The organism is Shinella sp. H4-D48 (assembly GCF_022637395.1).
GTDB lineage: Bacteria > Pseudomonadota > Alphaproteobacteria > Rhizobiales > Rhizobiaceae > Shinella > Shinella sedimenti.
On the sequence record NZ_CP093337.1, the window covers coordinates 2,549,427 to 2,574,114 of the forward strand.

The 24,688-nt window shown below is 63.1% G+C and carries 21 protein-coding genes, 1 tRNA gene and 2 riboswitches; of the genes, 6 read left to right on the forward strand and 16 right to left on the reverse strand.

Annotated elements, in window-relative coordinates; genetic code table 11:
• Window positions 1-4: 4 nt before the first annotated feature.
• The 10 genes from nrdE to MNR02_RS12630 form a co-directional block, all read right to left on the reverse strand.
• Window positions 5-2,152 carry a class 1b ribonucleoside-diphosphate reductase subunit alpha gene (nrdE, locus tag MNR02_RS12585; RefSeq protein ID WP_241947022.1) on the reverse strand — a complete coding sequence of 716 codons (2,148 nt, stop codon included), beginning with the start codon at window positions 2,150-2,152 and terminating at the stop codon, window positions 5-7.
• Window positions 2,149-2,547 (reverse strand): class Ib ribonucleoside-diphosphate reductase assembly flavoprotein NrdI, encoded by a 399-nt coding sequence (gene nrdI / locus MNR02_RS12590; protein ID WP_241947023.1) that lies wholly within the window; start codon window positions 2,545-2,547, stop codon window positions 2,149-2,151. The genes nrdE and nrdI overlap by 4 nt, the downstream gene beginning before the upstream one ends.
• 8 nt (window positions 2,548-2,555) lie before the next feature.
• Window positions 2,556-2,777: a glutaredoxin-like protein NrdH gene (gene nrdH / locus MNR02_RS12595; protein WP_241597668.1), complete on the reverse strand. Its 222-nt coding sequence runs from the start codon at window positions 2,775-2,777 to the stop codon at window positions 2,556-2,558.
• Window positions 2,778-3,025: 248 nt separating this feature from the next.
• Window positions 3,026-3,243: riboswitch (cobalamin riboswitch) on the reverse strand.
• Between the two features lie 26 nt (window positions 3,244-3,269).
• Window positions 3,270-4,049, reverse strand: coding sequence for an acyl-CoA thioesterase (locus MNR02_RS12600; RefSeq protein WP_241947024.1), 780 nt, complete (start codon window positions 4,047-4,049; stop codon window positions 3,270-3,272).
• Between the two features lie 13 nt (window positions 4,050-4,062).
• Complete coding sequence (locus MNR02_RS12605; protein ID WP_241597672.1) at window positions 4,063-4,305, reverse strand: ribbon-helix-helix domain-containing protein; 243 nt, start codon at window positions 4,303-4,305, stop codon at window positions 4,063-4,065.
• Between the two features lie 98 nt (window positions 4,306-4,403).
• On the reverse strand, window positions 4,404-6,737 hold the full coding sequence (gene metE / locus MNR02_RS12610) for a 5-methyltetrahydropteroyltriglutamate--homocysteine S-methyltransferase (protein WP_241947025.1): 2,334 nt from the start codon (window positions 6,735-6,737) through the stop codon (window positions 4,404-4,406).
• A 98-nt stretch (window positions 6,738-6,835) separates the two neighbouring features.
• A riboswitch (cobalamin riboswitch) is annotated at window positions 6,836-7,051 on the reverse strand.
• Window positions 7,052-7,330: 279 nt separating this feature from the next.
• Window positions 7,331-8,557, reverse strand: a complete 1,227-nt coding sequence (locus MNR02_RS12615; protein WP_241947026.1) for an SRPBCC family protein — start codon at window positions 8,555-8,557, stop codon at window positions 7,331-7,333.
• A gap of 160 nt (window positions 8,558-8,717) precedes the next feature.
• The gene (locus MNR02_RS12620; RefSeq protein WP_241947027.1) at window positions 8,718-10,058 is read right to left on the reverse strand and encodes an O-antigen ligase; all 1,341 of its coding nucleotides are present in this window, start codon (window positions 10,056-10,058) and stop codon (window positions 8,718-8,720) included.
• A complete protein-coding gene (locus tag MNR02_RS12625; RefSeq protein ID WP_241947028.1) occupies window positions 10,042-10,776 on the reverse strand; it encodes a glycosyltransferase family 25 protein in 735 nt (244 codons plus the stop codon). The genes MNR02_RS12620 and MNR02_RS12625 overlap by 17 nt, the downstream gene beginning before the upstream one ends.
• 168 nt (window positions 10,777-10,944) lie before the next feature.
• Window positions 10,945-11,019 (reverse strand) — tRNA-Gln (locus MNR02_RS12630).
• Between the two features lie 230 nt (window positions 11,020-11,249).
• Between MNR02_RS12630 and MNR02_RS12635 the strand changes: the two genes are divergently transcribed.
• Both MNR02_RS12635 and MNR02_RS12640 read left to right on the forward strand, forming a co-directional pair.
• The gene (locus tag MNR02_RS12635; RefSeq protein ID WP_241947029.1) at window positions 11,250-11,546 is read left to right on the forward strand and encodes a cupin domain-containing protein; all 297 of its coding nucleotides are present in this window, start codon (window positions 11,250-11,252) and stop codon (window positions 11,544-11,546) included.
• 8 nt (window positions 11,547-11,554) lie between these two features.
• On the forward strand, window positions 11,555-12,490 hold the full coding sequence (locus MNR02_RS12640; RefSeq protein ID WP_241604618.1) for an MBL fold metallo-hydrolase: 936 nt from the start codon (window positions 11,555-11,557) through the stop codon (window positions 12,488-12,490).
• On the opposite strand, the gene MNR02_RS12645 is transcribed toward MNR02_RS12640, so the two are convergent.
• Window positions 12,491-13,402, reverse strand: coding sequence for a DUF1499 domain-containing protein (locus MNR02_RS12645; RefSeq protein ID WP_241947030.1), 912 nt, complete (start codon window positions 13,400-13,402; stop codon window positions 12,491-12,493).
• Window positions 13,403-13,743: 341 nt separating this feature from the next.
• On the opposite strand from MNR02_RS12645, the gene MNR02_RS12650 reads away from it, so the two are divergent.
• Both MNR02_RS12650 and MNR02_RS12655 read left to right on the forward strand, forming a co-directional pair.
• The gene (locus tag MNR02_RS12650) at window positions 13,744-14,124 is read left to right on the forward strand and encodes a hypothetical protein (RefSeq protein ID WP_241947031.1); all 381 of its coding nucleotides are present in this window, start codon (window positions 13,744-13,746) and stop codon (window positions 14,122-14,124) included.
• A 60-nt stretch (window positions 14,125-14,184) separates the two neighbouring features.
• A complete protein-coding gene (locus tag MNR02_RS12655; protein ID WP_241604623.1) occupies window positions 14,185-14,439 on the forward strand; it encodes a hypothetical protein in 255 nt (84 codons plus the stop codon).
• Window positions 14,440-14,457: 18 nt separating this feature from the next.
• Here MNR02_RS12655 and ppdK read toward each other — a convergent pair whose 3' ends face one another.
• From ppdK to MNR02_RS12680, 5 genes are all read right to left on the reverse strand, one after another.
• Complete coding sequence (gene ppdK, locus MNR02_RS12660) at window positions 14,458-17,127, reverse strand: pyruvate, phosphate dikinase (protein WP_241947032.1); 2,670 nt, start codon at window positions 17,125-17,127, stop codon at window positions 14,458-14,460.
• Between the two features lie 178 nt (window positions 17,128-17,305).
• On the reverse strand, window positions 17,306-17,452 hold the full coding sequence (locus MNR02_RS12665) for a hypothetical protein (protein WP_241604627.1): 147 nt from the start codon (window positions 17,450-17,452) through the stop codon (window positions 17,306-17,308).
• A gap of 80 nt (window positions 17,453-17,532) precedes the next feature.
• A complete protein-coding gene (gene smc, locus MNR02_RS12670; RefSeq protein WP_241947033.1) occupies window positions 17,533-20,997 on the reverse strand; it encodes a chromosome segregation protein SMC in 3,465 nt (1,154 codons plus the stop codon).
• A gap of 219 nt (window positions 20,998-21,216) precedes the next feature.
• On the reverse strand, window positions 21,217-22,035 hold the full coding sequence (locus MNR02_RS12675) for a DsbA family protein (RefSeq protein WP_241947034.1): 819 nt from the start codon (window positions 22,033-22,035) through the stop codon (window positions 21,217-21,219).
• A gap of 170 nt (window positions 22,036-22,205) precedes the next feature.
• Entirely contained in the window at window positions 22,206-22,712 is a 507-nt protein-coding gene (locus tag MNR02_RS12680) for a DUF721 domain-containing protein (RefSeq protein ID WP_241604633.1), read from the reverse strand.
• A gap of 161 nt (window positions 22,713-22,873) precedes the next feature.
• Between MNR02_RS12680 and mutY the strand changes: the two genes are divergently transcribed.
• Window positions 22,874-23,968 carry an A/G-specific adenine glycosylase gene (mutY, locus tag MNR02_RS12685; RefSeq protein ID WP_241947035.1) on the forward strand — a complete coding sequence of 365 codons (1,095 nt, stop codon included), beginning with the start codon at window positions 22,874-22,876 and terminating at the stop codon, window positions 23,966-23,968.
• Window positions 23,965-24,582 carry an HAD family phosphatase gene (locus tag MNR02_RS12690; RefSeq protein WP_241604639.1) on the forward strand — a complete coding sequence of 206 codons (618 nt, stop codon included), beginning with the start codon at window positions 23,965-23,967 and terminating at the stop codon, window positions 24,580-24,582. Before mutY ends, MNR02_RS12690 begins: the two co-directional genes overlap by 4 nt.
• Window positions 24,583-24,688: the final 106 nt, after the last annotated feature.

The window sequence follows — 24,688 nt, forward strand, 5'->3', positions numbered from 1 at the left end:
GAAATCACAGCGCGCAAGAGACACAGCCCTGCACTTCCGTGCCGGACAGCGCCATCTGGCGAAGGCGGATGTAGTAGATGGTCTTGATGCCTTTCTTCCAGGCATAGATCTGCGCCCGGTTGATGTCGCGTGTCGTTGCCGTATCGCGGAAGAACAGCGTCAGCGACAGGCCCTGATCGACATGCTGGGTGGCCGCCGCATAGGTGTCGATGATTTTCTCCGGGCCGATCTCATAGGCGTCCTGATAGTAATCCAGGTTGTCGTTCGTCATGAAGGCGGCGGGATAGTAAACGCGTCCGATCTTGCCTTCCTTGCGGATCTCGATCTTAGAGACGATCGGGTGGATCGAGGAGGTCGAGTGGTTGATATAGGAGATCGATCCGGTCGGCGGCACGGCCTGGAGGTTCTGGTTGTAGAGCCCGCCTTCCATGACGGCCGACTTCAGTTCCTTCCAGTCTTCCTTCGTCGGGATGTGGATGCCGGCCTCTTCGAAGATGCCGCGCACTTTCTCCGTCACGGGTAGCCATTCCTGCTCGGTATATTTGTCGAAATACTCGCCCGAGGCATATTTCGAGTTCTCGAAGCCCTTGAAGCTTACGCCCTTCTCGACAGCCAGCCGGTTGGAGGCGCGGATGGCGTGATAGGTCACCGTATAGAAATAGATATTGGTGAAATCGACGCCTTCTTCCGAACCGTAAAAGATGCGCTCGCGGGCGAGATAGCCATGCAGGTTCATCTGGCCGAGCCCGATGGCGTGGCTGTCGTCGTTGCCCTTCTCGACGGAGGGAACGGACGAGATGTGGCTCATCTCGGAAACGGCCGTCAGCGCGCGGATCGACGTCTCGATGGTCCGGCCGAAATCCGGTGAATCCATCGCAGAGGCAATGTTGAGCGAGCCGAGATTACAGGAGATGTCCTTGCCCATCTTCGCATAGGAGAGGTCGGGGTTGAACTCGCTCGGCTCGCTCACCTGCAGAATTTCCGAGCAGAGATTGCTCATGGAGATGCGGCCGGCAATGGGATTGGCGCGGTTCACCGTGTCCTCGAACATGATGTAGGGATAGCCGCTTTCGAACTGGATCTCGGCGATGATCTGGAAGAAATCGCGCGCTTTGATCTTCTTCTTCTTGATGCGGCTGTCCTCGACCATCTCACGGTATTTTTCGGTGACCGAAATCTCGGAAAAGGCGACGCCGTAGACGCGCTCCACGTCATGCGGCGAGAAGAGGTACATATCCTCGTTGTTCTTCGCCAGTTCGAAGGTGATGTCGGGGATGACCACGCCGAGCGACAGCGTCTTGATGCGGATCTTCTCGTCGGCATTCTCGCGCTTGGTATCGAGAAAGCGCATGATATCGGGATGGTGGGCGTTGAGATAGACGGCCCCTGCCCCCTGCCGCGCACCGAGCTGATTGGCGTAGGAGAACGAGTCCTCCAGAAGCTTCATGACAGGGATGACGCCGGACGACTGGTTCTCGATCTGCTTGATCGGCGCGCCCATCTCGCGAAGGTTGGTGAGCGAGAGCGCGACCCCGCCACCGCGCTTGGAAAGCTGGAGCGCCGAGTTGATCGAGCGGCCGATACTTTCCATGTTGTCTTCAATGCGCAGCAGGAAGCACGAGACGAGTTCGCCGCGCTGCTTCTTGCCGGCATTGAGGAAGGTCGGCGTCGCCGGCTGGAAGCGGCCGGAAATGATTTCGTCGACGAGATCGCGGGCAAGCTGCTCGTTGCCGCGGGCCAGCGCCAGCGCCACCATGCAGACGCGGTCCTCGTAGCGCTCCAGGTAGCGTTTTCCGTCGAAGGTCTTCAGCGTGTAGGAGGTGTAGTACTTGAAGGCACCCAGGAAGGTCGGGAAGCGGAACTTCTTGTCATAGGCGTGATCGAAGAGATCGCGCACGAAATTGAACGAATACTGATCGAGCACGTCCTGCTCGTAATAGCCCTCCGTCACCAGATAATCGAGCTTCTCCCGCAGGTTATGGAAGAACACCGTGTTCTGGTTGACGTGCTGGAGGAAATATTGCTTGGCCGCCTGCCGATCCTTGTCGAGCTGGATCTTCCCCTCTTCATCATAGAGGTTCAGCATGGCGTTGAGCGCGTGATAGTCCAGCGCCGTGATTTCCGGCACCTTTGCCGGCTTGTCTATCGTCATCGTGTCCAAAATCGTTCCAGCCCTTGTCTGACGTTGTCGACATCCTCATCCGTTCCGAGCAGTTCGAAACGGTAGAGGTACGGCACGGCGCATTTCGCGGAGACGATGTTGCCTGCGAGAGCGTATCCGGTGCCGAAATTGGTGTTCCCGGCCGCGATAACGCCGCGGATCAGGCTTCGATTGTGCGGATCGTTCAGAAAGCGGATCACCGGCTTCGGCACCGCTCCCTTCTCCCCGCCGCCGCCATAGGTCGGCGAGACCAGCACGAAGGGCTCCCGCGCCGTTGGCGGCTCGTCCGTCGCGTCGACCGGCAGGCGGAGGGCCGCGACGCCGAGTTTCTCGACGAAGCGCCGGGTGTTCTCCGACCGGCTGGAAAAATAGACGAGCCCGCCCATCGGCCGGCTCAGGCGAGCGCGCTGATCATGTCCGGGCGGAAGCCGGCCCAATGCTGCTCGCCGGCGATGACGACGGGAACCTGGCGATAACCGAGACCCTGCACCAGCGCGAAGGCATCGGCATCCTCGGAGACATCGACGACGCTGTAATCGATGCCTTGGCGGTCGAGCGCGCGGGTGGTCGCGGTGCACTGGACGCAGGCGGGCTTGGAATAGACGATGATGGACATGGGCTTTCCTCGTTTTTCAATCAGGCATGGGGAACCGATCGGCCATCCGCCGATGACCGTTCGAAACATTATAGAGACATGGACGGACGCCCGCGGACGACCGGTTAAGGGGCGTCCGCCTACACGCGCGGAGAAACTGTAAACAAGATCGACATGACTTCACACCGAGACATTTTCAGCAGGGTGCACAGGGAGACGCGGGGCGAGATCATTCGCAACCCATCGCTCGCCATCCGGACACCCCGCCCGTGGACGTTCATGCACGAGGCAGGTCTCCTGGCTCGCGGGTCGACACGGTCATCCGTCTTCCCAAGGCATTAGCGCCTCAGTGACATCATCGGATGAACGCTCACCGCTTACAGTTGCGGGGGCAGCCCCGGACAATGCGGCCATCATAGCCGCCCCGGGTTCCCGTCTTAGCCCTCGACACTTTCGAATCGAAGGAACCTCGAACACAAGATATAGTAGACGAGGTAAAAAATGCGTCAACGCCTATGATCGGTTATCCAACATTTCGTGCGGGACCACGGGCACCGGCCGGTCGCGGTCATCGACCGCGACCATCACGAAACGGCCGTGTGCCGTGAGTTTGCGGGCACCACTCATCAGGTCTTCCGACCACAGGTCCACGGCAACGGTCATGGAGGTGCGCCCGACGGCAACAATCGTTGCGACCGTGTCGACGATCGCGCCGACCGGCACGGGCGCGCGGAAATCGACACGCTCGGAGGCGGCCAGCACGGTGATGCGCCGGCCATGGCGGGTCGCCGCCACGAAAGCCGCCTTGGTCATGACGGCGAGCGCCTCGCCGCCGAACATGCGGCAGGAACTGCTGGCCTGATCGGCAAAGACGATATCGCTTGTGATGAGCCCGTCGTGCGGCGCATCGGCGGTGTCACAGAGCGGCGGCAGGCGCCAGTCCGGCCCCTTGCTTTCCGGCACCGCGACCATATTGAACCCACCACGCGTGCACAGCCGGCGCTCGCCGGAGAGAAGGTCCTCCGCCGTCATTTCCACCTCGACGGACATCGACTTACGGCCGACGCGCAGGACGCGCGCGCAAAGCTCGACCATTTCCCCCACGCGAGCGGGCGCCTGGAAATCGACGCGGTCGCAGGAGGCCGTCACGAAGGGCACCCGGCCGTGGCGGGTCGCGGCAATGAAGGCGATGCGGTCCATCAGCGCTAGTCCGGCGCCGCCGAACAGCGTGCCGTGGTGGTTCGTATCACCGGGAAAAACGAGATCGATGAGGCGGCTCGGGAAAACAGACATGAGATCAATTCCTTCAATCGGCGGCGTCCGGCCCGGTCGCGTGACGGCGAACAGTCGCTCGTCCTCTCGGCAGCGCGGTTTGACGGGCCAGCCTTTGCAGGCCGTTCTTTTCGAAGAGATCGTTCAACGCTTCGGCCAGGATGACCTGATGGGTGACGTTGCGCTCTTTCGCGAGCCGGCTGATCGCGTCGAGCACATCGGGCGGGAAGTGTCCGGAGACCTGGCGTCGGCCAATCCGGCTGGGACGTCTGCTCATATCAGCCCTCCTCAAGCGGCGAGAACGATTTCACCTGTCAGGCCGGCGGACCTGACGACATGAGGACGGCCCGGGTTTCCCCGGGCCGCCGGATGACACTATCGGGCGGCGTGGCGCAATTGCGCGGCGGCAGCGACCATGTTGACGAGCGCGGGCCTGACCTCTTCCCATTTGCGAGTCTTGAGGCCGCAATCGGGGTTGATCCACAGCTGGCGATCCGCCAGGCGCTGGCGGGCGAGCGACAGGAGGTCGGTCATCTCACCGATATCGGGCACGCGCTGCGAGTGAATGTCATAGACGCCGGGGCCGATCTCGTTGGGATACTGGAAGTTCCTGAAGGCATCGAGCAGCTCCATCTTCGAGCGCGAGGTCTCGATGGAGATGACGTCGGCATCCATGGCGGCGATGGCCGAGATGATGTCGTTGAACTCCGAGTAGCACATGTGGGTGTGGATCTGCGTCTCGTCCGCCACGCCACTCGAGCACAGCCGGAAGGATTCGACCGCCCAGTCCAGATAATGCTGCCAGTCCCGATGGCGCAGCGGCAGGCCTTCGCGCAAAGCGGCCTCGTCGATCTGGATCATCTTCGCGCCGGCCGCCTCGAGATCGGCGACTTCGTAGCGGATGGCGAGCGCGATCTGTCGGCAGGTGGCGCTGCGCGGGATATCGTCCCGCACGAAGGACCAGTTGAGGATCGTCACCGGGCCCGTCAGCATGCCCTTCACAGGCTTTTCGGTCAGCGACTGCGCATATTGCCACCAGCGAACGGTCATCGGGTTCGGCCGCGAGACGTCGCCGAAGATGATCGGCGGGCGGACATAGCGCGAGCCGTAGCTCTGTACCCAGGCGTGCTGCGTGAAGGCGAAGCCGGCAAGCTGCTCGCCGAAATACTGCACCATGTCGTTCCTTTCGAACTCGCCGTGCACCAGCACATCCAGCCCGATCTCCTCCTGCCAGCGGATCGCCGCAGCCGTCTCCTTTTGCAGAAAGGTCTCGTAATCCTTGTAGCTCAGCGCGCCCTTGGCGTGGGCGGAGCGTGCCTTGCGGACTTCGCTGGTCTGCGGGAAGGAGCCGATCGTCGTTGTGGGGAAGAGCGGCAGGTCGAGTGCCTTTGCCTGGAGCGCGCGGCGATGCTCGAAGGGGCTCTTGCGGCGCGTCATCGCCGCATCGATGCCGGCAATGCGGCCCTGCACCAGGGGATCGGTTACCTTCGGCGAGGACGCTCGCGCCGCCACCGCCTGCGCGGCCTCGTTGATCGCCTCCCACACGCCATCCCTGCCCTGTGCAAGCCCTTGGCCGAGCGTTGCAAGCTCGCCCAGCTTCTGGGTGGCGAAGGACAGCCAGCTTTTCAGCTCCGCATCGAGCCCGGTTTCGAGCGCAAGGTCGATCGGCACATGCAGGAGCGAGCACGAGGCGGCGACTTCGACCTTGTCAGCCCCCCGAGCGGCGACGACCGGCGCCAGCCGCTCCAGGATGGCGGCAAGATCGGCCCGCCAGATGTTGCGCCCGTCGATGACGCCGAGCGAAAGGACCTGATCGGCCCGGACAACCTTCAGGATTGCATCAAGCTGGTTCGGCGCGCGCACGAGATCGACATGGAGGCCGGCGACCTGAAGGGCGGCCGCGGCATTGAGATTGTCCCCCGGCGCGCCGAAATAGGTGGCAAGCATGATGTTCAGCCCGGGTGCGGCCTTGGCGAAGGCCTCATAGGCCAGTTTGAAGGCATGGCGCTCGCCTTCGGTGAGGTCGAGGGCGAGGATCGGCTCATCGACCTGCACCCAGTCGGCGCCGGCGGCGCGCAGCCGGCGGAACAGCTCTTCATAGACGGGCAGCAGCTTCGCCAGAAGATCGAGCGGCTTGAACGTGGAGGGGCGCGCCTTGGCGAGCTTGAGGAAGGTGACCGGCCCCAGAACGACCGGGCGGGTGTGGATGCCGAGCGCCCTGGCCTCGAGGAAATGATCGACGGGCTTCTGTGAGGTCAGGGCGAAGGCCTGATCCTCGGAAACTTCGGGCACCATGTAGTGGTAGTTGGTGTCGAACCATTTGGTCATCTCGAGCGCGGGAACGCCGTGGCCATGGTGGGCATGGCCGCAATCGGCGTGGCCATCGCGCTCACTGCCGCGCGCCATCGCGAAATAGGTGGCAAGCGACACGTCGCCGCCCGTCCAGCCATATGCCGGCGGAATGGCGCCGACCATCACGGCCGTGTCGAGAACGTGGTCATAGAGCGAAAAATCGTTCGAGGGGATCTTGGTGATCCCGATGTCGCGCTGGAGCGCCCAGTTTTCGGCGCGCAGCTTCCGGGCGGTTTCGAGCAGGTCGGCCTCGGCAACCTTGCCGGACCAGAAGCCTTCCAGCGCGAATTTCAGCTCGCGGTGGCGGCCGATACGCGGAAAGCCGAGCGAAGCGACGGAGAGAGTTTTGTTGGACATGGACATACCCCATTGGTTTGTGGGGGCATGGGTAAGCGGACGCGTGCAAAAGCCGCCGCAATCGACGGGCTGCAGCAACCACCGGGACACCCCGCCCGTGGACGTTATTTCGTCTTGGCAGGTCTCCTGGCTCACGGGTCATCGCCGCTGTCCGTCTTCCCAAGGCATCGCCTCAGTGACATCGCTGGACAACAGCTCGCCGTTTACAGTTGCGGGGGCAGCCCCGGCCTTGCCGATCATCTCGGCGCACCGGATTCCCTCTTAGCCCCGCAGCAGCAGAACTGCCCCGGGGAACCATGACACGGGCATATCTCCCGACAATCATTTGGAAGTCAATAGATATAAAGAAATCTTTATGTCTTTATTCGTTTTGACGGCACTTTGGCGCGCCCAGACGCCAAGATGTTCTGTCAGCGGCCAGACCAGGAGCCGCGCTTGCGTCGCCAGCCAATAGCCTTTTTAAGCCGCCGAAGTGGAAAGTGTCGATTGACGCGATGACGCCTTGCCCATCGCCATCCGGTGTCTCTCAAACCGAGGTCCCAGGCGAATAGTCAGAAACCACCGACTCCAGACGGCCGACACTTGGGCGTTCATCAGGGACGGCTGATCTCGTCGAGATACCACTCGATGTAGCGCAGCTCGTTCTGCTCCATCGGCGCAATCGGGCCAGGCACGAAATAGTGCGACTGCACGCCGCGTGCGGTGTGCTCGATGATCGCTTTGTCCTCTTCCGTCGTAACCTTCCACAGCCAGGTGAGCTTGGCGAGGTCGTAATCCCTGCCCTCCTCCGCCTTGCCGTCGACCAGCCAGATCAGTTCCATCTCGCAGCTTTCCGCGGATTTCGGAATGAAGCGATAGATCATGCCGTGATCGGGATAGCAGACGAGGAACGTGGTGCCGCCGAGATGGATGGAGGTGACGCCGCCATCGAAATCGGAGAAGCGGCCCATCAGCGGCGCGACCGCCTTGCCGTCCTCGCTGCCGCTCTGCACGCCGTCATAGAGGGCATAGCGGAAGGCGTGGATCGCCTCGCGGCCCTCCCGGGACGTCTGCCAGTGATTGCCCGAGCCGACCTCGATGCCGAGCGCGCAGGTGCGCGCCTCCATCGCCTCGTTCAGCGCCTCGATCATATGCAGCGGCTGTTCCAACGCATGGGTCTGCGAATATTCCGGATGCGCCGGGCCGCAATGATAACATTCGACATAGTTCTCGACTGCGAGCTTCCAGTTCGCCGCCACTGGATAGGACTCGCGATGGGCCACCTTCGCACTCGCCCAGCCATATTGTCCGCAGGTGGCGTGCAGCAGGTTCTCGACCTCGGAGAAATCGAGTGGCTGCTCGGCGAAGGAGATGAAGATCAACCCCTCGACCACGCGCACATTGAGCGTCTTCAGGCCATGATCCTCGCGTTTGAAATCCTTCGGCATCAGCCGCGCGGCCTTGAGGCTGCCGTCGTTGCCGTAGGTCCACGCATGATAGGGACAGACGAAGACGCGCGCATTGCCCTTCTGTTTCGTGCAGACCTCAGCGCCGCGATGGCGACAGACGTTCAGCACCGCATGGATACTGCCATCCGCAGCCCGCGTCACGATCACCTGTTCCGTGTCGATGCGGAAGACCTCGAAATCGTTGACGTTCGGGATCACGCTCTCATGCGCGATACAGTGCCAGTGCCGGCGGAAGACACGCTCCATGTCGCGCCGGTAAATCTCCGCATCCTGATAAAACGCCCGCGCCAGCCCATGCCCCGCCCGATGGCCCGCCACAAGACCATCGATGCGATCGCCAACACCATCGATTACAGCTTCAAGAGCACTCATCCCGCGCATGACCTTCAATGACAATTTGAAGGCAGTATTCCGGGGTACCTGGCGGCCGACAAGATGGCGGAGAGAGGGGAATTAATCGAGGAGGTCGATTAGAGCGCCGCTCATGCGGCTTGTTCGACAAAGCCGGAACCGCCGGGGCTGCTGACGCCGCCTAGACTGGCTGGGCTAAACGCTCTTCATGCTCACCCCGCATACGGTCTTCCTGCGCGAGACTAATCGCGAACACGGTCGCCGCTCCCAGAATGAAGAAGGATTCCCCCAATGCGAGGCGATTATTGGAGTTTGTCGTTATCGTGCAGAAGAAGAAGAAGCTTAAACTGTAAAGATAGGCCGTTAGACTTGAGGAAATGACGCCGCCACGGTGCGCAGCATTGATGCGGCGGACAGCGGTCGCGACAAAAACAAGGAGAAAGGCCATTCCGAGAATGCCATGGCGGACCATGATTTCAAGATAGCCGTTGTGGATTAGCGTGAAGCCCACATCCGCATAGGTCGTCTTGCGCCACTCACGCAGCCATTCATTGCCCCATCCCACAAACGGAGCAGCCTGGATCAATTCAATGGCGTTCGACCACAATTTCAGACGCTCGCGCATGGAGGATGGTGTTGCAGGATCAACAATCGCCCTTTGCATGGACGCAATCGGCCCCTCGGTCGCAACGGTATCATCCGTCAACTTCGCAGCCGCTTCGATAGTGGGGCCAGCAACTTTCTCGACATAGGAGGCGGAAATCAAAGCCACCGCCACTGCCGTCAACAGGAGCCCGCCCAAGAGATGAAGCCGCCATCTGCCCGCATAATGGAGCAGCGCGAGAATGGCCATGAGGGCCATGACAAAGACCAGCGCCAGCCAAGCTCCTTTTGAGTGCGCGCCCAGAGCGCCGAAAAGACTGAGAATGGGTGTGAGTACGCCCAGCCCCACCATCGGGAATTTGAAACGGCCTCTCAAACGCCCGGTTTCAGCCGCGTAGAGCAGCCAGAAGACCGAGGTCAGAAAAAGCATGCAACTGCCGATCCCCGCATGAATGGGATTGTGATGAAACAATGGTGCCGCCCTCTCGCCTGCAATGATGACCGCAGGGTTCAACGTGGCCACGAGCGCCACAAAACCGACGACGACAGTCAGCGTGGCAGCCGGGAAAATATAGGCTCTGGTGGCGTAGAGGGCGACGCCAACAAGCGGAAAGACGGCTGGGAAAATGTAGAGCCATTCCGACGTGCCCTTCTCCCCGGCGACAAATACACCATAGAAAAAGCGGCCTGCCGTGTAAAAAGCCCAGACGTAGCAGGCGATCGCCAGCCAGTCTCGCGAAACGCGCCGGACGCCATCCCTTTGCCAGACAACGGCAAACACAACCAGTACTATGGAGACATAGCGGTAGGTATCGCTTTCTAACAGCATGGCGGAAGCCATGAGCGCCCATAAAAGAGCAAATATTACGGCGTTCATACGGGCGCGCGATACCGAAAGCTGTTCAACCATTTCGCGCATATCCGATCCTGCGAATAGCCTCTACGATGCGGATAGCGTATGTCCTTAGCCGCTTCCACCAGGGAAACTTGGCGGCACGGTACAACGAGCTTGTTGCAATCGTCGTGCTGTCACGCCCTGGTACGGCCACGTCATGACGCGTCGTGTAGACTTTGGCACCGTAAGCCCAGCCACGTTCCAGAGCGACATCCCAAGGGTATTCCATGATTTTCAGGCCTTCGAGCACGCGCTTGGCGCCTTTTCGCGTAACAACATAACACGCGGCGGATCCTTGCGGACCATGTGCGGCACGGCCAATCTCATCGCCTTCTTGCGAGTTGGCGACATGCCTGAAGCCGACGACACGGTGGTTGCATAGCTTCACGACATCTGCATCCGGAATGGCTTCTATTATGGCTACGGCACGGGCAACAAGTGTGGTTGAAAGCTCGATGTCATCTTCGACGATGACGCCCGCGGCTTCGCCCGTTGCGTAAAATGTCGCCAGAGCCTTCAAATGGCTTCGATAGCAACCATACTCACCCGGCAGCATGGTGCGGCCGTTGTTGTGCTCGAAAGTTCTCTCATCACAGTCTACGCGTTCTTCCGGCGGCGTCTTTACACCATCGACTCCGGCGACACGAACAAGGCCAAAGCCTAAATCGTCCGCACGCCTAGATAGACTAGTCCAGCGTTCAACCGAACGATCCAGATTAATCGCGTAAATGCGGATGTCCATGTCCAAACCATCTTCTTGGCGCGCAAATAGCCGGTAAATGCGACGGCAAATAAAGCCTTAGGTATTTGGCATGCGCGTAGCACTCTCAGGCGCATCTCCGCAAGTGGCGCGCCGTCAGGTCAGCAGTGGGATCTGAACATGCCGATTTACTTGGACAAAAGAGTTAAATGGCTGGGGCGCCAGGATTCGAACCTGGGAATGCCGGTACCAAAAACCGGTGCCTTACCGCTTGGCGACGCCCCAACTTGCGGGAGCCTGATAGCAAAGCGGGGGGGCGTGGACAATGCTTATGTTCTGCTTTTCTGCGATTATCTTGTGCCGAGTAGCGGGATTTGCACGGCGGTGCGAGCTTGGTGCTTGGCAAGGACTGGTGACGGGCGATAGGATTTGTGTCGGCCCTATCTGCACGGCTTCGCATGTGAGCGTGTCTGTGCGTTTTTCCGTCCCGACATCCAATTCCGCAAGGAGCCCTCATGTCCCAGTTCCGCGCCCGTCCGCCGGCCGTTCCCACCGTTCTTCTTGACGATGCGATGGTGCGTGTCACGCGGTGGAATTTCGAGCCGGGTGCCGATACCGGCCATCACGTCCATGGCCTGGGCTATGTCGTCGTGCCGATGACGGATTGCGATTTCCTGATCGAGGATGAGACGGGCGAGCGGCGCGTGCCCACGACAGCGGGTGCCGTCTATCGGCGCGAGGCGGGCGTGGCGCACAATGTCGTCAATGGCGGTGACAAGCCGATGAGCTTCATCGAGATCGAATACAAGTGACGGCTGCCATGCGCGACGAAAAGGACGAGAGCCCGCGTTTCGAGCGCGATTTCAGGCCGGCCTATGGCGAAGCCGTTGCCGTGGCGCCGGGCGTGCAGCGCCTCACCGTCAACAATCCGAGCCCCTTCACCTTCCACGGCACCAACAGCTATATCGTCGGCGATCGATCCGTGGCGGTGATCGATCCCGGACCGGAGGACGAGGCGCATTTCCAGGCGCTGATGGCGGCACTTTCCGGGCGCGAGGTAACACATATCGCGGTCAGCCATACGCATCGCGATCACTCGCCGCTTGCCCGCAGGCTGAAGGCCGAGACCGGCGCCATCATCGTCGCGGAGGGGCCGCATCGCGCCGCACGGCCGCTGCATGCCGGCGAGAGCAATCCCTTCGCCGAAAGCTCTGACACCGCTTTCGTGCCCGATGTCGCGCTGGCGCATGGCGAGCGGGTGGAAGGCGACGGCTGGGCGCTGACGGCGCTTTTGACACCGGGCCACACCGCAAACCATGCGGCCTTTGCACTGGAGGGGCCCGAAGGCATCGTCTTCTCGGCCGATCATGTCATGGCCTGGGCGACCTCCATCGTCGCGCCGCCGGATGGGTCCATGGCGGACTACATGGCGTCGCTCGAGCGGCTGCTGCAGCGGGACGACCGGCTGTATTTTCCCGGCCATGGCGGACCGGTGACAGAACCGGCGGCCTTCCTGCGCGGCCTGCGTACCCACCGGCGCATGCGTGAACGGGCGGTGCGTGAGCGCATTCGCGCCGGCGACCGGCTGATTGCCGATATGGTGAAGGTCATCTACCGCGAGACCGATCCGCGCCTGCATGGTGCTGCAGCCCTCTCGGTGCTGGCGCATCTGGAAGACCTCATCGCCCGCGGCGAGGTGGTGACGGAGGGGGCGCCCTCGCTTTCGGGCCTCTATTTCCCCGCGCCGGGCCTCTGATCAGTCGCCTGCGATGCCGAGCAGTTCAGCGTCGAGCGCCTTCAGATACCCTTCCACCAGATCCGCGCCGATACCGAGGTCATGTGCGCCTGTGCGGGAGGCGGCGCGCATGTCGACCAGCGTGGTTTCGGCTTCTTCGCGCAGGCGAATGACGACGTCGAAGCGCAGGCCGAAGACCAGGCTGCGCCACTCGCCCTGCACCATCACATCGCCCGCGCTGCCGAGATGCGGCATCAAAGGCGTTTCGAGCGGGCGTGCTTCGGGTATCGGCACATCGCCCAGCGCCTCGGCCCCCTGCTCCGCCTTTGCGGGATCGACGGCAAGGTCCTCAAGATCGGTCAGGATGTTGTCCAGCCCGTCTTCCGCGACGATCCTGATGCCATAGGCGTCGGACACCTTGCGCACACCCTGATAGACGCGATCGAGCGCGCCCTCGTAGCGCCGTCCGGACAGGGCCGGATAGGCATCGAGTTGCAGCTGCCGGTCCTGCGGCGTGATCGTCTGGGCACGGGCCCGCCAGCCCTTTTCCGCCACCGGCTCGACGATCCATGGCGGCGGGGCGTTCGTATCGGTCGTCACGTCGTAGAGCGCGGGCTTGTAGATGTAGGAATAGACGGCAGCGGCCGCCACACCGAGCGGCAACAGCGCAAAGAGCAGCGCGATGAGCGACGCCTTTCCGCCGCGTGCGCCGACATGCCAGAGGCGCGCAAGCCCGACAGCCGCCATCAGGACCGCGAGGGCCGCCACGCCGCAGGCGAAGGCGGCAAGCACCAGGAAATGCGGCGTCGTGAGCGGGCCGAAGCGGTGCGCCGCGACGACGACGACAAACAGCGCGCAGGAAAACAGCGACAGGCGGCGCGCCCACTGCGCGGCGTAGGAAACGGGCCGTTCGTACTGGATGGTTATCGCCATGGCCTCACCGAGTATCGATGCGCTTTGGTGAAACCCGTTCACCGCAAGCGCCTTTCCTGCTTCACGCCGTTCCTGGTGCGAAGGGTACGCGCCAGAAACCGGATGCGCCGGCGGCGAAGCCGCGGCTCCCTTCCCTAGCGCAGGGTCGCGCATTTTTCCATCCGCCAGAACCACCGGGCGGGATGTTGTCAGGCAGCAACAGACGCGAAGAAACCGCGCCCGCCGCAAAATTGCCACGCTCCTTAACGAACTTTCCCGGGACGGGGGTAGTTCATCTTTAACGCGATTCCGGCCGAAGGCCGCTTTTTCATTGTTGCAGGGGTCGCCTTAGGAGAAAGACAATGTTGCCGACGCCGACAGCCGCCGACACCACAACCGCTGCCAATAGCGGGGAACCCGCCCTCCCGCTCGAACTTCTGGAACTCGAGCTTTCACTCGACGGCTTTTCCGGCGACGCAGACGCGTTCGCCGATGCCGTGCGGAATGCCGCCAGCCAGCTGGACGGCGATTTCCTGTTCGAGTTGCCGGCTTCCGGCCTTGCGGAAGACTGCCAGCGCATCGCGGCGCTGCGTGTGCCCAAGGGCGAGAACGGTGCGCTGGAGGTGGTTTTTGCGTTGCTCGATGCGGAGGCATCATCCATTCGCGTGGAAAACCCCGACGAAAAGACGGCAGACCTGAAGCGTTTCGCCGACGCATTTGTGGATGTGCTGCAACGGATCTAGCGCTTGCCGAAACGGCGGCGCTCGCCTACTTCAAGCCAGCAACTGATCGCCGGAGCCAGCATGTCACCGATCTCATCCCGCCTGATCGCCCTTGCAGCGGTAATGCTTGTGCTGGCCGGATGCCAGACCGCCGAGGAAATCCGCGCCTCCGATGAAAATCGTTGTGCCTCCTACGGTTTCCGTCCGCGCACGGACGCTTTCGCGGCATGCCTGCAACGCATCGATCTCGACCGACGGGCGGAACTGCGCGCGGCAAGCCGCGATGCGCTGTTCATGCCGCAGCCGGTCTATGTCGTGCGGACCTACCGTCGCTGACTGTCTAAGCCTACGCGTTCAAACCTTGCCGTTGTTAAATGCCGCCTGGGCGGCGGCAAGTCGTGCGATCGGCACGCGGAACGGCGAGCAAGAAACATAATCCAGCCCCGCATCCTCGCAGAAATGGATCGACGCCGGGTCACCGCCATGTTCGCCGCAAATGCCGAGCTTGAGGTCGTTGCGCGTGCGTCGTCCGCGCTCGGCGGCAATGCGGATCAGTTCGCCCACGCCGTCGAAATCGAGTTGCACGAACGGGTCCTGCTCGACGATGCCCTTCTGGATATAGGTCGAGAGGAACGCCGAGGCGTCGTCACGCGAAATGCCGAAGGTGGTCTGCGTCAGGTCGTTGGTGCCGAAGGAGAAGAACTCCGCCGATTCGGCGATGACATGGGCCCGCAACGCCGCGCGCGGCAGCTCGATCATCGTGCCGACGAGATAATCGATCTTTACGCCGCTTTCGGCGATGACCGCCTTTGCGACGGCCTCGATGCGGGCTTTCACATAGTCGAGCTCGGCCTTCAGACCGACAAGCGGCACCATGATTTCGGGCACCACGGCGGCCCCCGTCTTCTTCGCCGCTTCCACGGCAGCCTCGAAAATGGCGCGCGCCTGCATCTCGGCGATCTCGGGATAGGAGATCGCGAGGCGGCAGCCGCGATGGCCAAGCATGGGGTTGAACTCGTGCAGCGTATCGACGCGGCGGCGCAGCACGGCTTCCTCGATGGACAGGGCCGCGGCAACCTCGGCAATCTCCTCGTCGCTCTTCGGCAGGAACTCGTGCAACGGCGGATCGAGCATGCGGATGGTCACCGGCAGGCCGTGCATGATCTCGAACAGCTCGGCAAAGTCCGAACGCTGCATGGGCAGGAGCTTTGCCAGCGAGGCACGACGGCCGGCCTCATCCTCGGCGAGGATCATCTCGCGCATCACATTGATGCGGCTGCCCTCGAAGAACATGTGCTCGGTGCGGCAGAGGCCGATACCCTCGGCACCGAAGGAGCGCGCAGCGCGCGCATCTGCCGGCGTTTCGGCATTGGTGCGCACCTTCATGCGGCGCGTGCGGTCGGCCCATTCCATGAGGCGGCCGAAATCGCCTGACAGTTCCGGCTGGAGCATGGGGATCGCACCCTTCAGCACTTGGCCGGACGAGCCATCGATGGTGATGACGTCGCCCTTGCGCAGCGTCACGCCATGGGCGACGAGCAGTTCGTTGCGCAGGTCGACGCGCAGCGTACCGGCGCCGGAAACGCAGGGCGTGCCCATTCCGCGCGCGACGACGGCCGCATGGCTGGTCATGCCGCCACGCGTCGTCAGAATGCCCTGTGCGGCATGCATGCCATGAATGTCTTCCGGGCTCGTCTCGATGCGCACGAGAATAACCTTGCGCCCCTCCTCCTGCGCCTTCACGGCGTCTTCCGAGGTGAAGACGATCTCGCCCGTTGCCGCCCCCGGCGAGGCCGGCAGGCCCGAGCCGATAACGTCGCGGCGGGCGCGCGGATCGATGGTCGGGTGAAGAAGCTGGTCGAGAGAGGCGGGATCGATGCGGCTGACCGCCTCGCCCTGGCTGATCAGCCCTTCCGTCGCCATATCGACGGAGATCTTGAGTGCGGCCTTGGCGGTGCGCTTGCCTGCGCGGGTTTGCAGCATCCAAAGCTTGCCGCGCTCGATGGTGAATTCGAGGTCCTGCATGTCGCGGTAGTGCCGCTCCAGCCGGTCGCAGATGGCGCGGAATTCACCGAATGCTTCCGGCATCAGCTTTTCCAGCGACGGCCGATCGGAACCGGAGGCGATGCGGGCTTCCTCGGTTATGTTCTGCGGCGTGCGGATGCCGGCGACGACATCCTCGCCCTGCGCATTGACGAGGAATTCGCCATAGAGCGCATTTTCGCCCGTCGAGGGATTGCGCGTGAAGGCGACACCCGTGGCGGAGGAATTACCGAGATTGCCGAAGACCATCGCCTGCACATTGACAGCCGTGCCCCAGACGGCCGGAATGTTGTGCAGCGTGCGGTAGGTGACGGCCCGGGCGTTCATCCAGCTGGCGAAGACGGCGCCGATCGCGCGCCACAGCTGGACCTCAGGGTCCTGCGGAAACTCTTCATCCAGTTCCTCGCGGATGGCTTGCTTGTAGCGGGCGACGACCTCCTGCCATTCCGCGGCCGAAAGCTCGGTGTCGTTCTCGTGCCCGAGCCGGCCCTTCTCGTCTTCCAGGATTTCCACGAAGACCTCGTGGTCGAGGCCCATGACGACATCGCCGTACATCTGGATGAAGCGACGGTAGCTGTCCCAGGCAAAGCGCGTATCGCCGGCATCCTCGCCCAACCCCGCGACCGTCGCGTCGTTGAGGCCAAGATTGAGAACCGTGTCCATCATGCCCGGCATGGAAGCGCGCGAGCCGGAGCGGACGGAAAGCAACAGCGGCTTTTGCGTATCGCCGAAGATGCGGCCGGTGATGGTCTCCATCCGGCGCAGGCCGGCACGGACCTGATCCTTCAGGCCTTCCGGCAACGTGCGGTCATTTTCGTAATAGTGATTGCAGGCATCGGTGACGATGGTGAGACCGGGCGGGACCGGCAGGCCAAGATTGCACATTTCGGCCAGGTTCGCGCCCTTGCCGCCGAGCAGGTTGCGGTCTTCCGCACTGCCCTCGGCACGGCCGTCCCCAAAGGTGTAGACCCACTTCTCCATCAACGCCTCCCAAATGCGCGCTCGCAATCTACAGGAAGTGCATCCCTTTGAAAACGCGGCATGATGGGAATTATGCTGCACTGCGTCAAAAATGCGACGGCAATGCAATATAGCTCTGTTTGAGATGGAAAAGCCGCGTTCGAAGGCAGAACACGGCTTCAGAGGTTACGCGCCAGCGTCAGTTGCCCTCGATCGAAAGCCCCTGATCGTTGAGCTTGATCTCGACCCCATCGGGCTTCTTTTCCTGCTGATAGGCATAGTAGGCGAACCCGGCCACCACGACGACAAGGGCGCCGATGATCATGTAGAGTGCGTTTCTGTTCACGTGTGATCCCCAATTGCGTATGCAGCGCTGCAAACCCTGCAGGCCAAGATAAACGCATCAGAGAGGCTATTGTTCCGGCGTCAGGATGCTTCGCGCAGCTGTTCTGCGGTCTGGAGGTCGACGGAGACGAGCTGGGAAACACCCTGTTCGGCCATGGTGACGCCGAAGAGGCGGTTCATGCGGGCCATGGTGATGGGATTGTGGGTGATGATGATGAAGCGCGTCTCGGTGGAGGCCGCCATCTCGTCCATCAGGTTGCAGTAGCGCTCGACATTGTGGTCGTCGAGCGGGGCGTCCACCTCGTCCAACACGCAGATCGGCGCGGGATTGGTGAGGAAGACGGCAAAGATGAGGGCCATCGCCGTCAGCGCCTGCTCGCCGCCCGAAAGCAGCGTCATGGTCTGCGGCTTCTTGCCGGGCGGGCGGGCGAGGATCTCCAGCCCGGCATCCAGCGGATCCTCGCTCTCGATGAGCTGAAGCTCTGCCGTGCCGCCGCCGAACAGGTGGGTAAACAGGCGCTGGAACTGCGCGTTGACCACATCGAAGGCGGCGAGCAGGCGCTCGCGCCCCTCGCGATTCAGGCTCTGGATGGCAGAACGCAGCTTGCGGATCGCCTCGATGATATCCTCGCGCTCGGTGACGATGGCATCGAGCTTTTCGGACAGTTCGCGCTGCTCTTCCTCGGCGCGCAGGTTGACGGCGCCTAGACGCTCGCGCTCGATCCTGAGGCGGTCGAGGTCCCGTTCGGTCTCGCGCGGATCGGGAAGCGGCGCGTCGACGGCATGGCCGGTCAGCCGCAGGGCCTCGTGCGGCGCGCAGTTCAGCGCCTCGCGAATGCGTGTCTCGCCTTCGATGCGGCGTTCGCGCGCCGAGACGAGGCGCTCTTCGGCACGGCCGCGGGTTTCGCGCGACTCAGCCAGCTGCGAGAGCGCGGTCGTGGCTGTGCGATCGGCCTCGCGCTGGCGGTTCTCGGCCTCCTGAAGCGCGTCGGCGGCTTCGCGGCGCGCGGCCTCGGCATTGGTGAGGCCGGTCAGCAGTTCGCGGCGCTTTTCCTCGATCTCGTCGGGTGCCTCGGCCAACTCCTCCATTTCCTCGCGCGCTTCCGCCTCACGGTCACGCAGCGTGGCGATGTGGCTTTCCGCGCTGGTGGCGCGCGTCGTCCAGGTCTCACGCTCGGCCGAGATCGCCATCAGGCGACGGCGGCGGTCGGCCATTTCGCGGGCGAGGCCGTCATGGGCGGCGCGGGCTTCCGCCAACGTCGCGCGGTCGGTCGCGACATCCATCGTGTGGGTGCGCAGGCGAAGGTCGAGATCGGCAAGGTCGGGCGCGTCTTCAAGGGCTGCGCGGGCATCCTCAAGCGCTTCTGCCGCCTCTTCCACCTGCCCCTCGATCTGCGCGCGCGTCTCGCCGAGAACGGCGCGGCGGCGGATGAGATCGCCCGAGGCGCGCTCGGCCGTTTCCAGCGCCTCGCGGGCCTCGGCAAGCGCGCGGGTGGCGACACGCTGCGCCTCGCGGGCCGCCTGCTGGCGCTGCATTTCGGCGCGGATCGTCTCGGCGGCACGGGCAAGGTCAGCCTCGGCATCCGCAAGCGCCGCGCGTGCGTCGTCCAGTTCGGCTTCCAGTTCGGCGAGGCGGTTCTTCTGTTCCAGGCGCAGCGCCGCCGCACTTGGCGCATCGGCACCGGTGACGTGGCCATCCCAGCGGAACACCGCGCCCTCGCGGGTCACGAGCCGCTGGCCGGGACGGAGCTGCGGCAGGAGGGCCAGCGCCTCCTCCACGCCGCCGGCAATACCGACCTGCGCGAGGCGGCGGTGCAGAACCGCGGGCGCGCGGACATGAGAAATGAGAGACGGCACGCCGCCTGGCAGGGCCGCATCGGCGGAGGCATCGCCCGACGCACGCCAATGAACGGGCGCGTCCACATCGGCAGGCGATTCAAGATCGTCGCCGAGCGCGGCACCGAGCGCCGTCTCATAGCCACGGTCGACCTCGACATCCTCGACAACGGGCGCAGACGAACCCGCGCTCGTTCCGGCCTCCAGCATGCGACGAATGGTGCGGGCTTCCGTCTCGATGCCGGCAAGCCGGGCGCGCGCTGTGTCGACGGGGCCGCGCAGGGCGGCTTCGCTGAAGCGGGCCTCCTCCAGCGCCTCCTCGACGGCGACCAGCATCTCGCCGGCGGCTTCCAGCGCTTCCTCGGCCTCCTGCACGGCGGCGCGGCGCTCTTCCGGGTCGGGAAGTGCCGCGATGCGCGCATCCATTTCGGCAAGCTCGCGCGCCTGCGCATCAAGCTGCTGGCCAAGCCGCAGATGGCGCTCGGAAAGATCGCGGATCGCCTTTTCCAGCTGGTTGCGCACGGCCTGCGCTTCGGCGCGCTCGGCGGTGACTGTGGCAAGAGCGGCTTCGCTTGTTGCCAGCCTGGCCGCCGCTTCGTCCATCGTCTCGCGGGCGGCTTTGGCACGCTCGTCGGCCTCGGCTAGGATTTCGCCGATTTCGGCCTCCTCGGCCTCAAGGCGCTCCAGCACGGCGGCATTATCAGCCACCATGCGTTCCTCGCGCACGATATCCTCGGCAAGCTGCGCCATGCGGCGGCCGAGTTCGTCGCGGCGGCGCAGCAGGCGCGCGGAATCCTCTTCGAGCTGCGCTCTTGCGATCTGCAGACGCTGGAGCACGGCGGCGAGCTTCGCCTCGTTCTCGCGCAGTTCCGGCAGCTTGAGACTGGCGACGGCCTGGTCCTTGGCCGCCTGCATCTGGGCGTTCGCCCGCTCGGCGACGAGCGAGGTGGCCTGATTGAGTTGGCTTTCCGCCTCGCCTTCCGCCTCCTTCGCCTGCACCCAGCGGATATGCAGAAGCATCGCCTCGTGGCGGCGGATATCGGCCGACAGCGCCTTGAAACGATTGGCCTGGCGCGACTGGCGCTTCAGGCTTTCGATCTGGCTTTCGAGCTGCGAGGTGACATCGTCGAGCCGTTCGAGATTGGTTTCAGCGGCGCGCAGACGCAGTTCCGCCTCATGGCGACGGGAATGCAGGCCGGAAATGCCGGCCGCCTCTTCGAGCAGCTGGCGACGGGCCTGGGGCTTGGCCTGAATGAGTTCGCCGATCCGGCCCTGCCCCACCATGGATGGGGAGCGGGCGCCGGTGGAGGCGTCGGCGAAAAGCAGCTGCACATCCTTGGCACGCGCTTCCTTGCCGTTGATGCGGTAGATCGAGCCGTTTTCGCGCTCGATGCGACGCGAGACCTGTATCTCGTCCTCGTCGTTGAAGGCAGCCGGCGCCGTGCGGTCGGAATTGTCGAGATAGAGGCCGACTTCGGCTGTGTTGCGCGCCGGGCGGTTGCCGGAACCGGAGAAGATGACGTCGTCCATGCCGGACGCACGCATATTCTTGTAGGAGTTTTCCCCCATCACCCAGCGCAGCGCCTCGACAAGGTTCGACTTGCCGCAGCCATTGGGCCCGACCACGCCGGTCAGGCCGCGCTCGATGACGAATTCGGTTGGTTCGACGAAGGACTTGAAGCCGAGAAGACGGAGCTTGTTGAACTTCATGCGGCCGCCTCGAGGGTGGGATACCCTCCTCTGGCCTGCCGGCCATCTCCCCCACAAGGGTGGAGATTGAATCGTGGCGACGCCTTGCCTCCAGCCGATCTCCCCACCGGTGGGGGAGATGGCCGGCAGGCCAGAGGGGGGTGAGCCACGGACGCCGACGAAAAATAAAAAGCGGGCGCACAGCTTCCGCCGTCGCCCGCCGTCAATCCGGTCGAAGGATCAGAACATGCTGTCGATGAGGGCCGACATGGTGCCAACCGACATGTCTCCCGAATAGCGCTTGCCATTGATCAGGAAGGTCGGGGTCGCTGCGACGCCGAATTCCTTGGCACCGCGTTCCCGTACCGCGTTCACATCATCCAGAAGCTTCTGGTTCGTCAAGCAGGCCTGGAAGCTCTCCTGTGTAAAACCGGCGAGTTTCGACATCTGCAGCAGCGCTTCGCGGCCATCCTGCGCGGCGGCCCAGACTTCCTGCTGCTTCATGAGCATGGAGATCATCGGGAAGTACTGCGCGGCGTCCGTCAGTTCTGCCGGGTTCTGCGGCTTGCAGCGCGCCAGCATGAAGGCTGCGGCGGCACGCGGATCAAAAGGGAATTCGCGGATCACGAAACGGACCTTGCCGCTGTCGACATACTTCGTCTTGATCGCGTCGAAGGTGTTGTTGTGGAAGGCGGCGCAATGCGGGCAGGTCGTCGACATGTATTCGACGATCGTCACCGGCGCGTTGGCTTCACCCAGCGCCATGTCCGGCAGAGCGCCGGGCTTCAGCACTTCAGCCATGTCGACGTCGCCCTCGGCGGTCGGCAGTTCGGCAGGGGCGGCCGTCGCCGTGTCGGCCTGGGCGACCTCGGTCGTTCCGGTCGTGGCGGTCGAGGTCGTCGAGCCCGTGGTTTCAGTCGATGTCGACTGGTTGGTCGCCGGATCCTGCGCAGCCTGCTCCTTCTTGTCGTCGGAGCAGGCGGCAAGCGTTACGGCAAGCCCTGCTACGGCAACGCCGGTGAGAAGGCGTTTCATCAGGCTCATTTCGGAAAGGGACATGGTCTCTCCTGTGGGATGGAAAATTCTTGGGATCGGCGCAATTCTTGAGGAAAGACGGTTCAAGTCTTTTCGCAAGAATTGCTCTTCGCATTCCCGATATACCTGCTTTGGGGCGCGAACAAGCTGCGTGGAGGCCAGTAACTTCAAAGAATTGTGACCGTTCGATGGTTCTAGCGACGCCGGCCGAGCACTGCCGTACCAAGCCGCTTCAGCGCTGCCTTCAGGGCATCGCCCTCGATACCCTCAACGAGGCCGTCGAGATGGCGGGCGGCCTCGCCGGTCAGCGGGCGCGGCTTTGCGCGGTGGCGCGACTGCTGGCTTACCGGCTTCTGGACGATCCGGACCTGATTGATTGCCGGAAAGCCGAAGAAGCCGTTGATGCGCTGGATGATCTCGCCCTGCTGGTGGCTGAGAAAGAGTGCGCGCGCGCCCTCGCAGGCAATGGTCAGCACGCCCGGCTGGTGGCCGCCGCCCTCACCCGTCATTTCGGAGGCCCGGCGCGGCCAGGAAATGCGTTCCGGCCGCGTGCAGTCGGAAAACTGCGTTCCGGCGATCTCGTCCCACGAGCCCAGAAGCATCGTATTGATGCCCGCACGCTTGGCCAGCACCGGATCGATGAGACCGTTGGCGACTTCGCTGATCTGTACGATGCCGCGTCTTGACGCCTTGTTGTTCACGGTTTACCCCTCGCGGGAAAATATTCCTGCCATGCCCGCGAAGCACCTTGAAGAGCGCGGACCACTCCGCCAGTTATAGAGCAATTCCAGCAAAAGTGTGCAGGGTTTTGCGCCGATTCAGCGATACAAAGAGGGGTGATCCGACCCCGTTCAGGCCGATCATGACCAAGCCTCACCGAACGACGGCGCTCGCCGACCTGCTTCTCGCCTGGTACGACCGGCACCATCGCGATCTGCCCTGGCGGGTCAGCCCGCCGATGGCGGCGCGCGGCGAGACGGCCGATCCCTACCGCGTCTGGCTGTCGGAGGTCATGCTGCAGCAGACGACCGTTCAGGCGGTGAAATCCTATTTCGCCCTCTTCACGTCGCGCTGGCCGACGGTCATGGATCTCGCCAAGGCGGACAACGAGGACGTGATGAAGTCGTGGGCCGGGCTCGGCTACTACGCCCGCGCGCGCAATCTCAAAAAATGCGCTGAGGCCGTCGCCTTCGAGCATGGCGGAGTGTTTCCCGATACAGAGGAAGGGTTGAAAGCCCTGCCCGGCATCGGTGACTATACCGCAGCCGCGATCGCCGCCATCGCCTTCAACCGCCACAGCGCGGTGCTCGACGGCAATGTGGAGCGCGTCATTTCCCGCCTCCATGCCATCGAGACGCCGTTGCCCTCGGCCAAGCCGGAAATGCGGGCGCTGGTGGCCGCGATGACGCCGCAGGACCGGCCGGGCGATTTCGCCCAGGGTATGATGGATCTCGGCGCCACGATCTGCACGCCGCGCCGGCCGGCCTGCGCGCTCTGTCCCTTCAACGCGCAATGTCGGGTGCTTGGCCAGGACGATCCGGAACTTTATCCGCGCAAGGCCGCTAAGAAGGAAAAGCCGGTCCGATTGGGCGCGGCCTTCGTGGCGGAAGACGAAACGGGCGCCATCTTCCTGCGCAAACGCGTGGAGAGCGGCCTGCTCGGCGGCATGACGGAGGTGCCCGGCAGCCACTGGACGGCACGTATCGATGGTGACACTGGCACTGGCGCAGCACCGTTTCCGGCGGCGTGGCAGGCCTGCGGAACCGTCGGGCACGTGTTCACGCATTTTGAGCTGCGGCTTACCGTCTATCGCTCACGGGCATCGCGCGATGTCGTAGCCGGCGAAGGATGGTGGCAGCCCAAGGAGACGCTCGACGGTGAGGCACTGCCGACCGTCATGAAGAAAGCCATAAAACAAGCGATACCGGACGCATTCGAAAAGGCGAGGAAAGCATGAGCAGCATCGAAATCCGACACATCGTCTTCGACATCGGCAGGGTGCTGATTCACTACGATCCGCATATCCCCTTTGCCCGCCTCATTCCCGACGACGCCGAGCGGAACTGGTTCTTCACGAATGTCTGCACGCACGACTGGAACCTTGAGCAGGATCGCGGCCGGGCGTGGGAAGACGCCGAAGCCCTGCTCATCGAGGCACATCCCGATCGCATCGAGCATATTCGCGCCTTCCGCAAACACTGGCACGAGATGGTGTCGCACGCCTATGTTGAGAGCGTGGCGATCATGGAGGCCCTCATCCAGGAGGGCCGCGACGTGACGATGCTCACCAATTTCGCGGCCGACACCTTCAAGGAAGCGCGCAAGCTCTTCCCCTTCCTCGACATGCCACGCGGCGTCACGGTTTCCGGCGAGATCGGCCTCATCAAACCCGACATCGCCATCTACGAAAAGCACAGCCGCGATTTCGGCCTTTCGCCGGCCCACACGCTGTTCATCGACGACGCGCCGGCCAATGTGGAAGGCGCACGGCTTGCCGGCTGGAATGCCGTTCTGTTCACCGATCCGGAAAAGCTGAAGACGGACCTCGCCGCCCACGGCATCGCGCTTTAAGGAGCGGCTCTTAAACCGAAACGCCCGGAGCTTTTGAAGCTCCGGGCGTTTTCGCATTTCCGGGACTGAAGGTACAAAAACCGGAAAAGCGATATCCGGCCTGCCT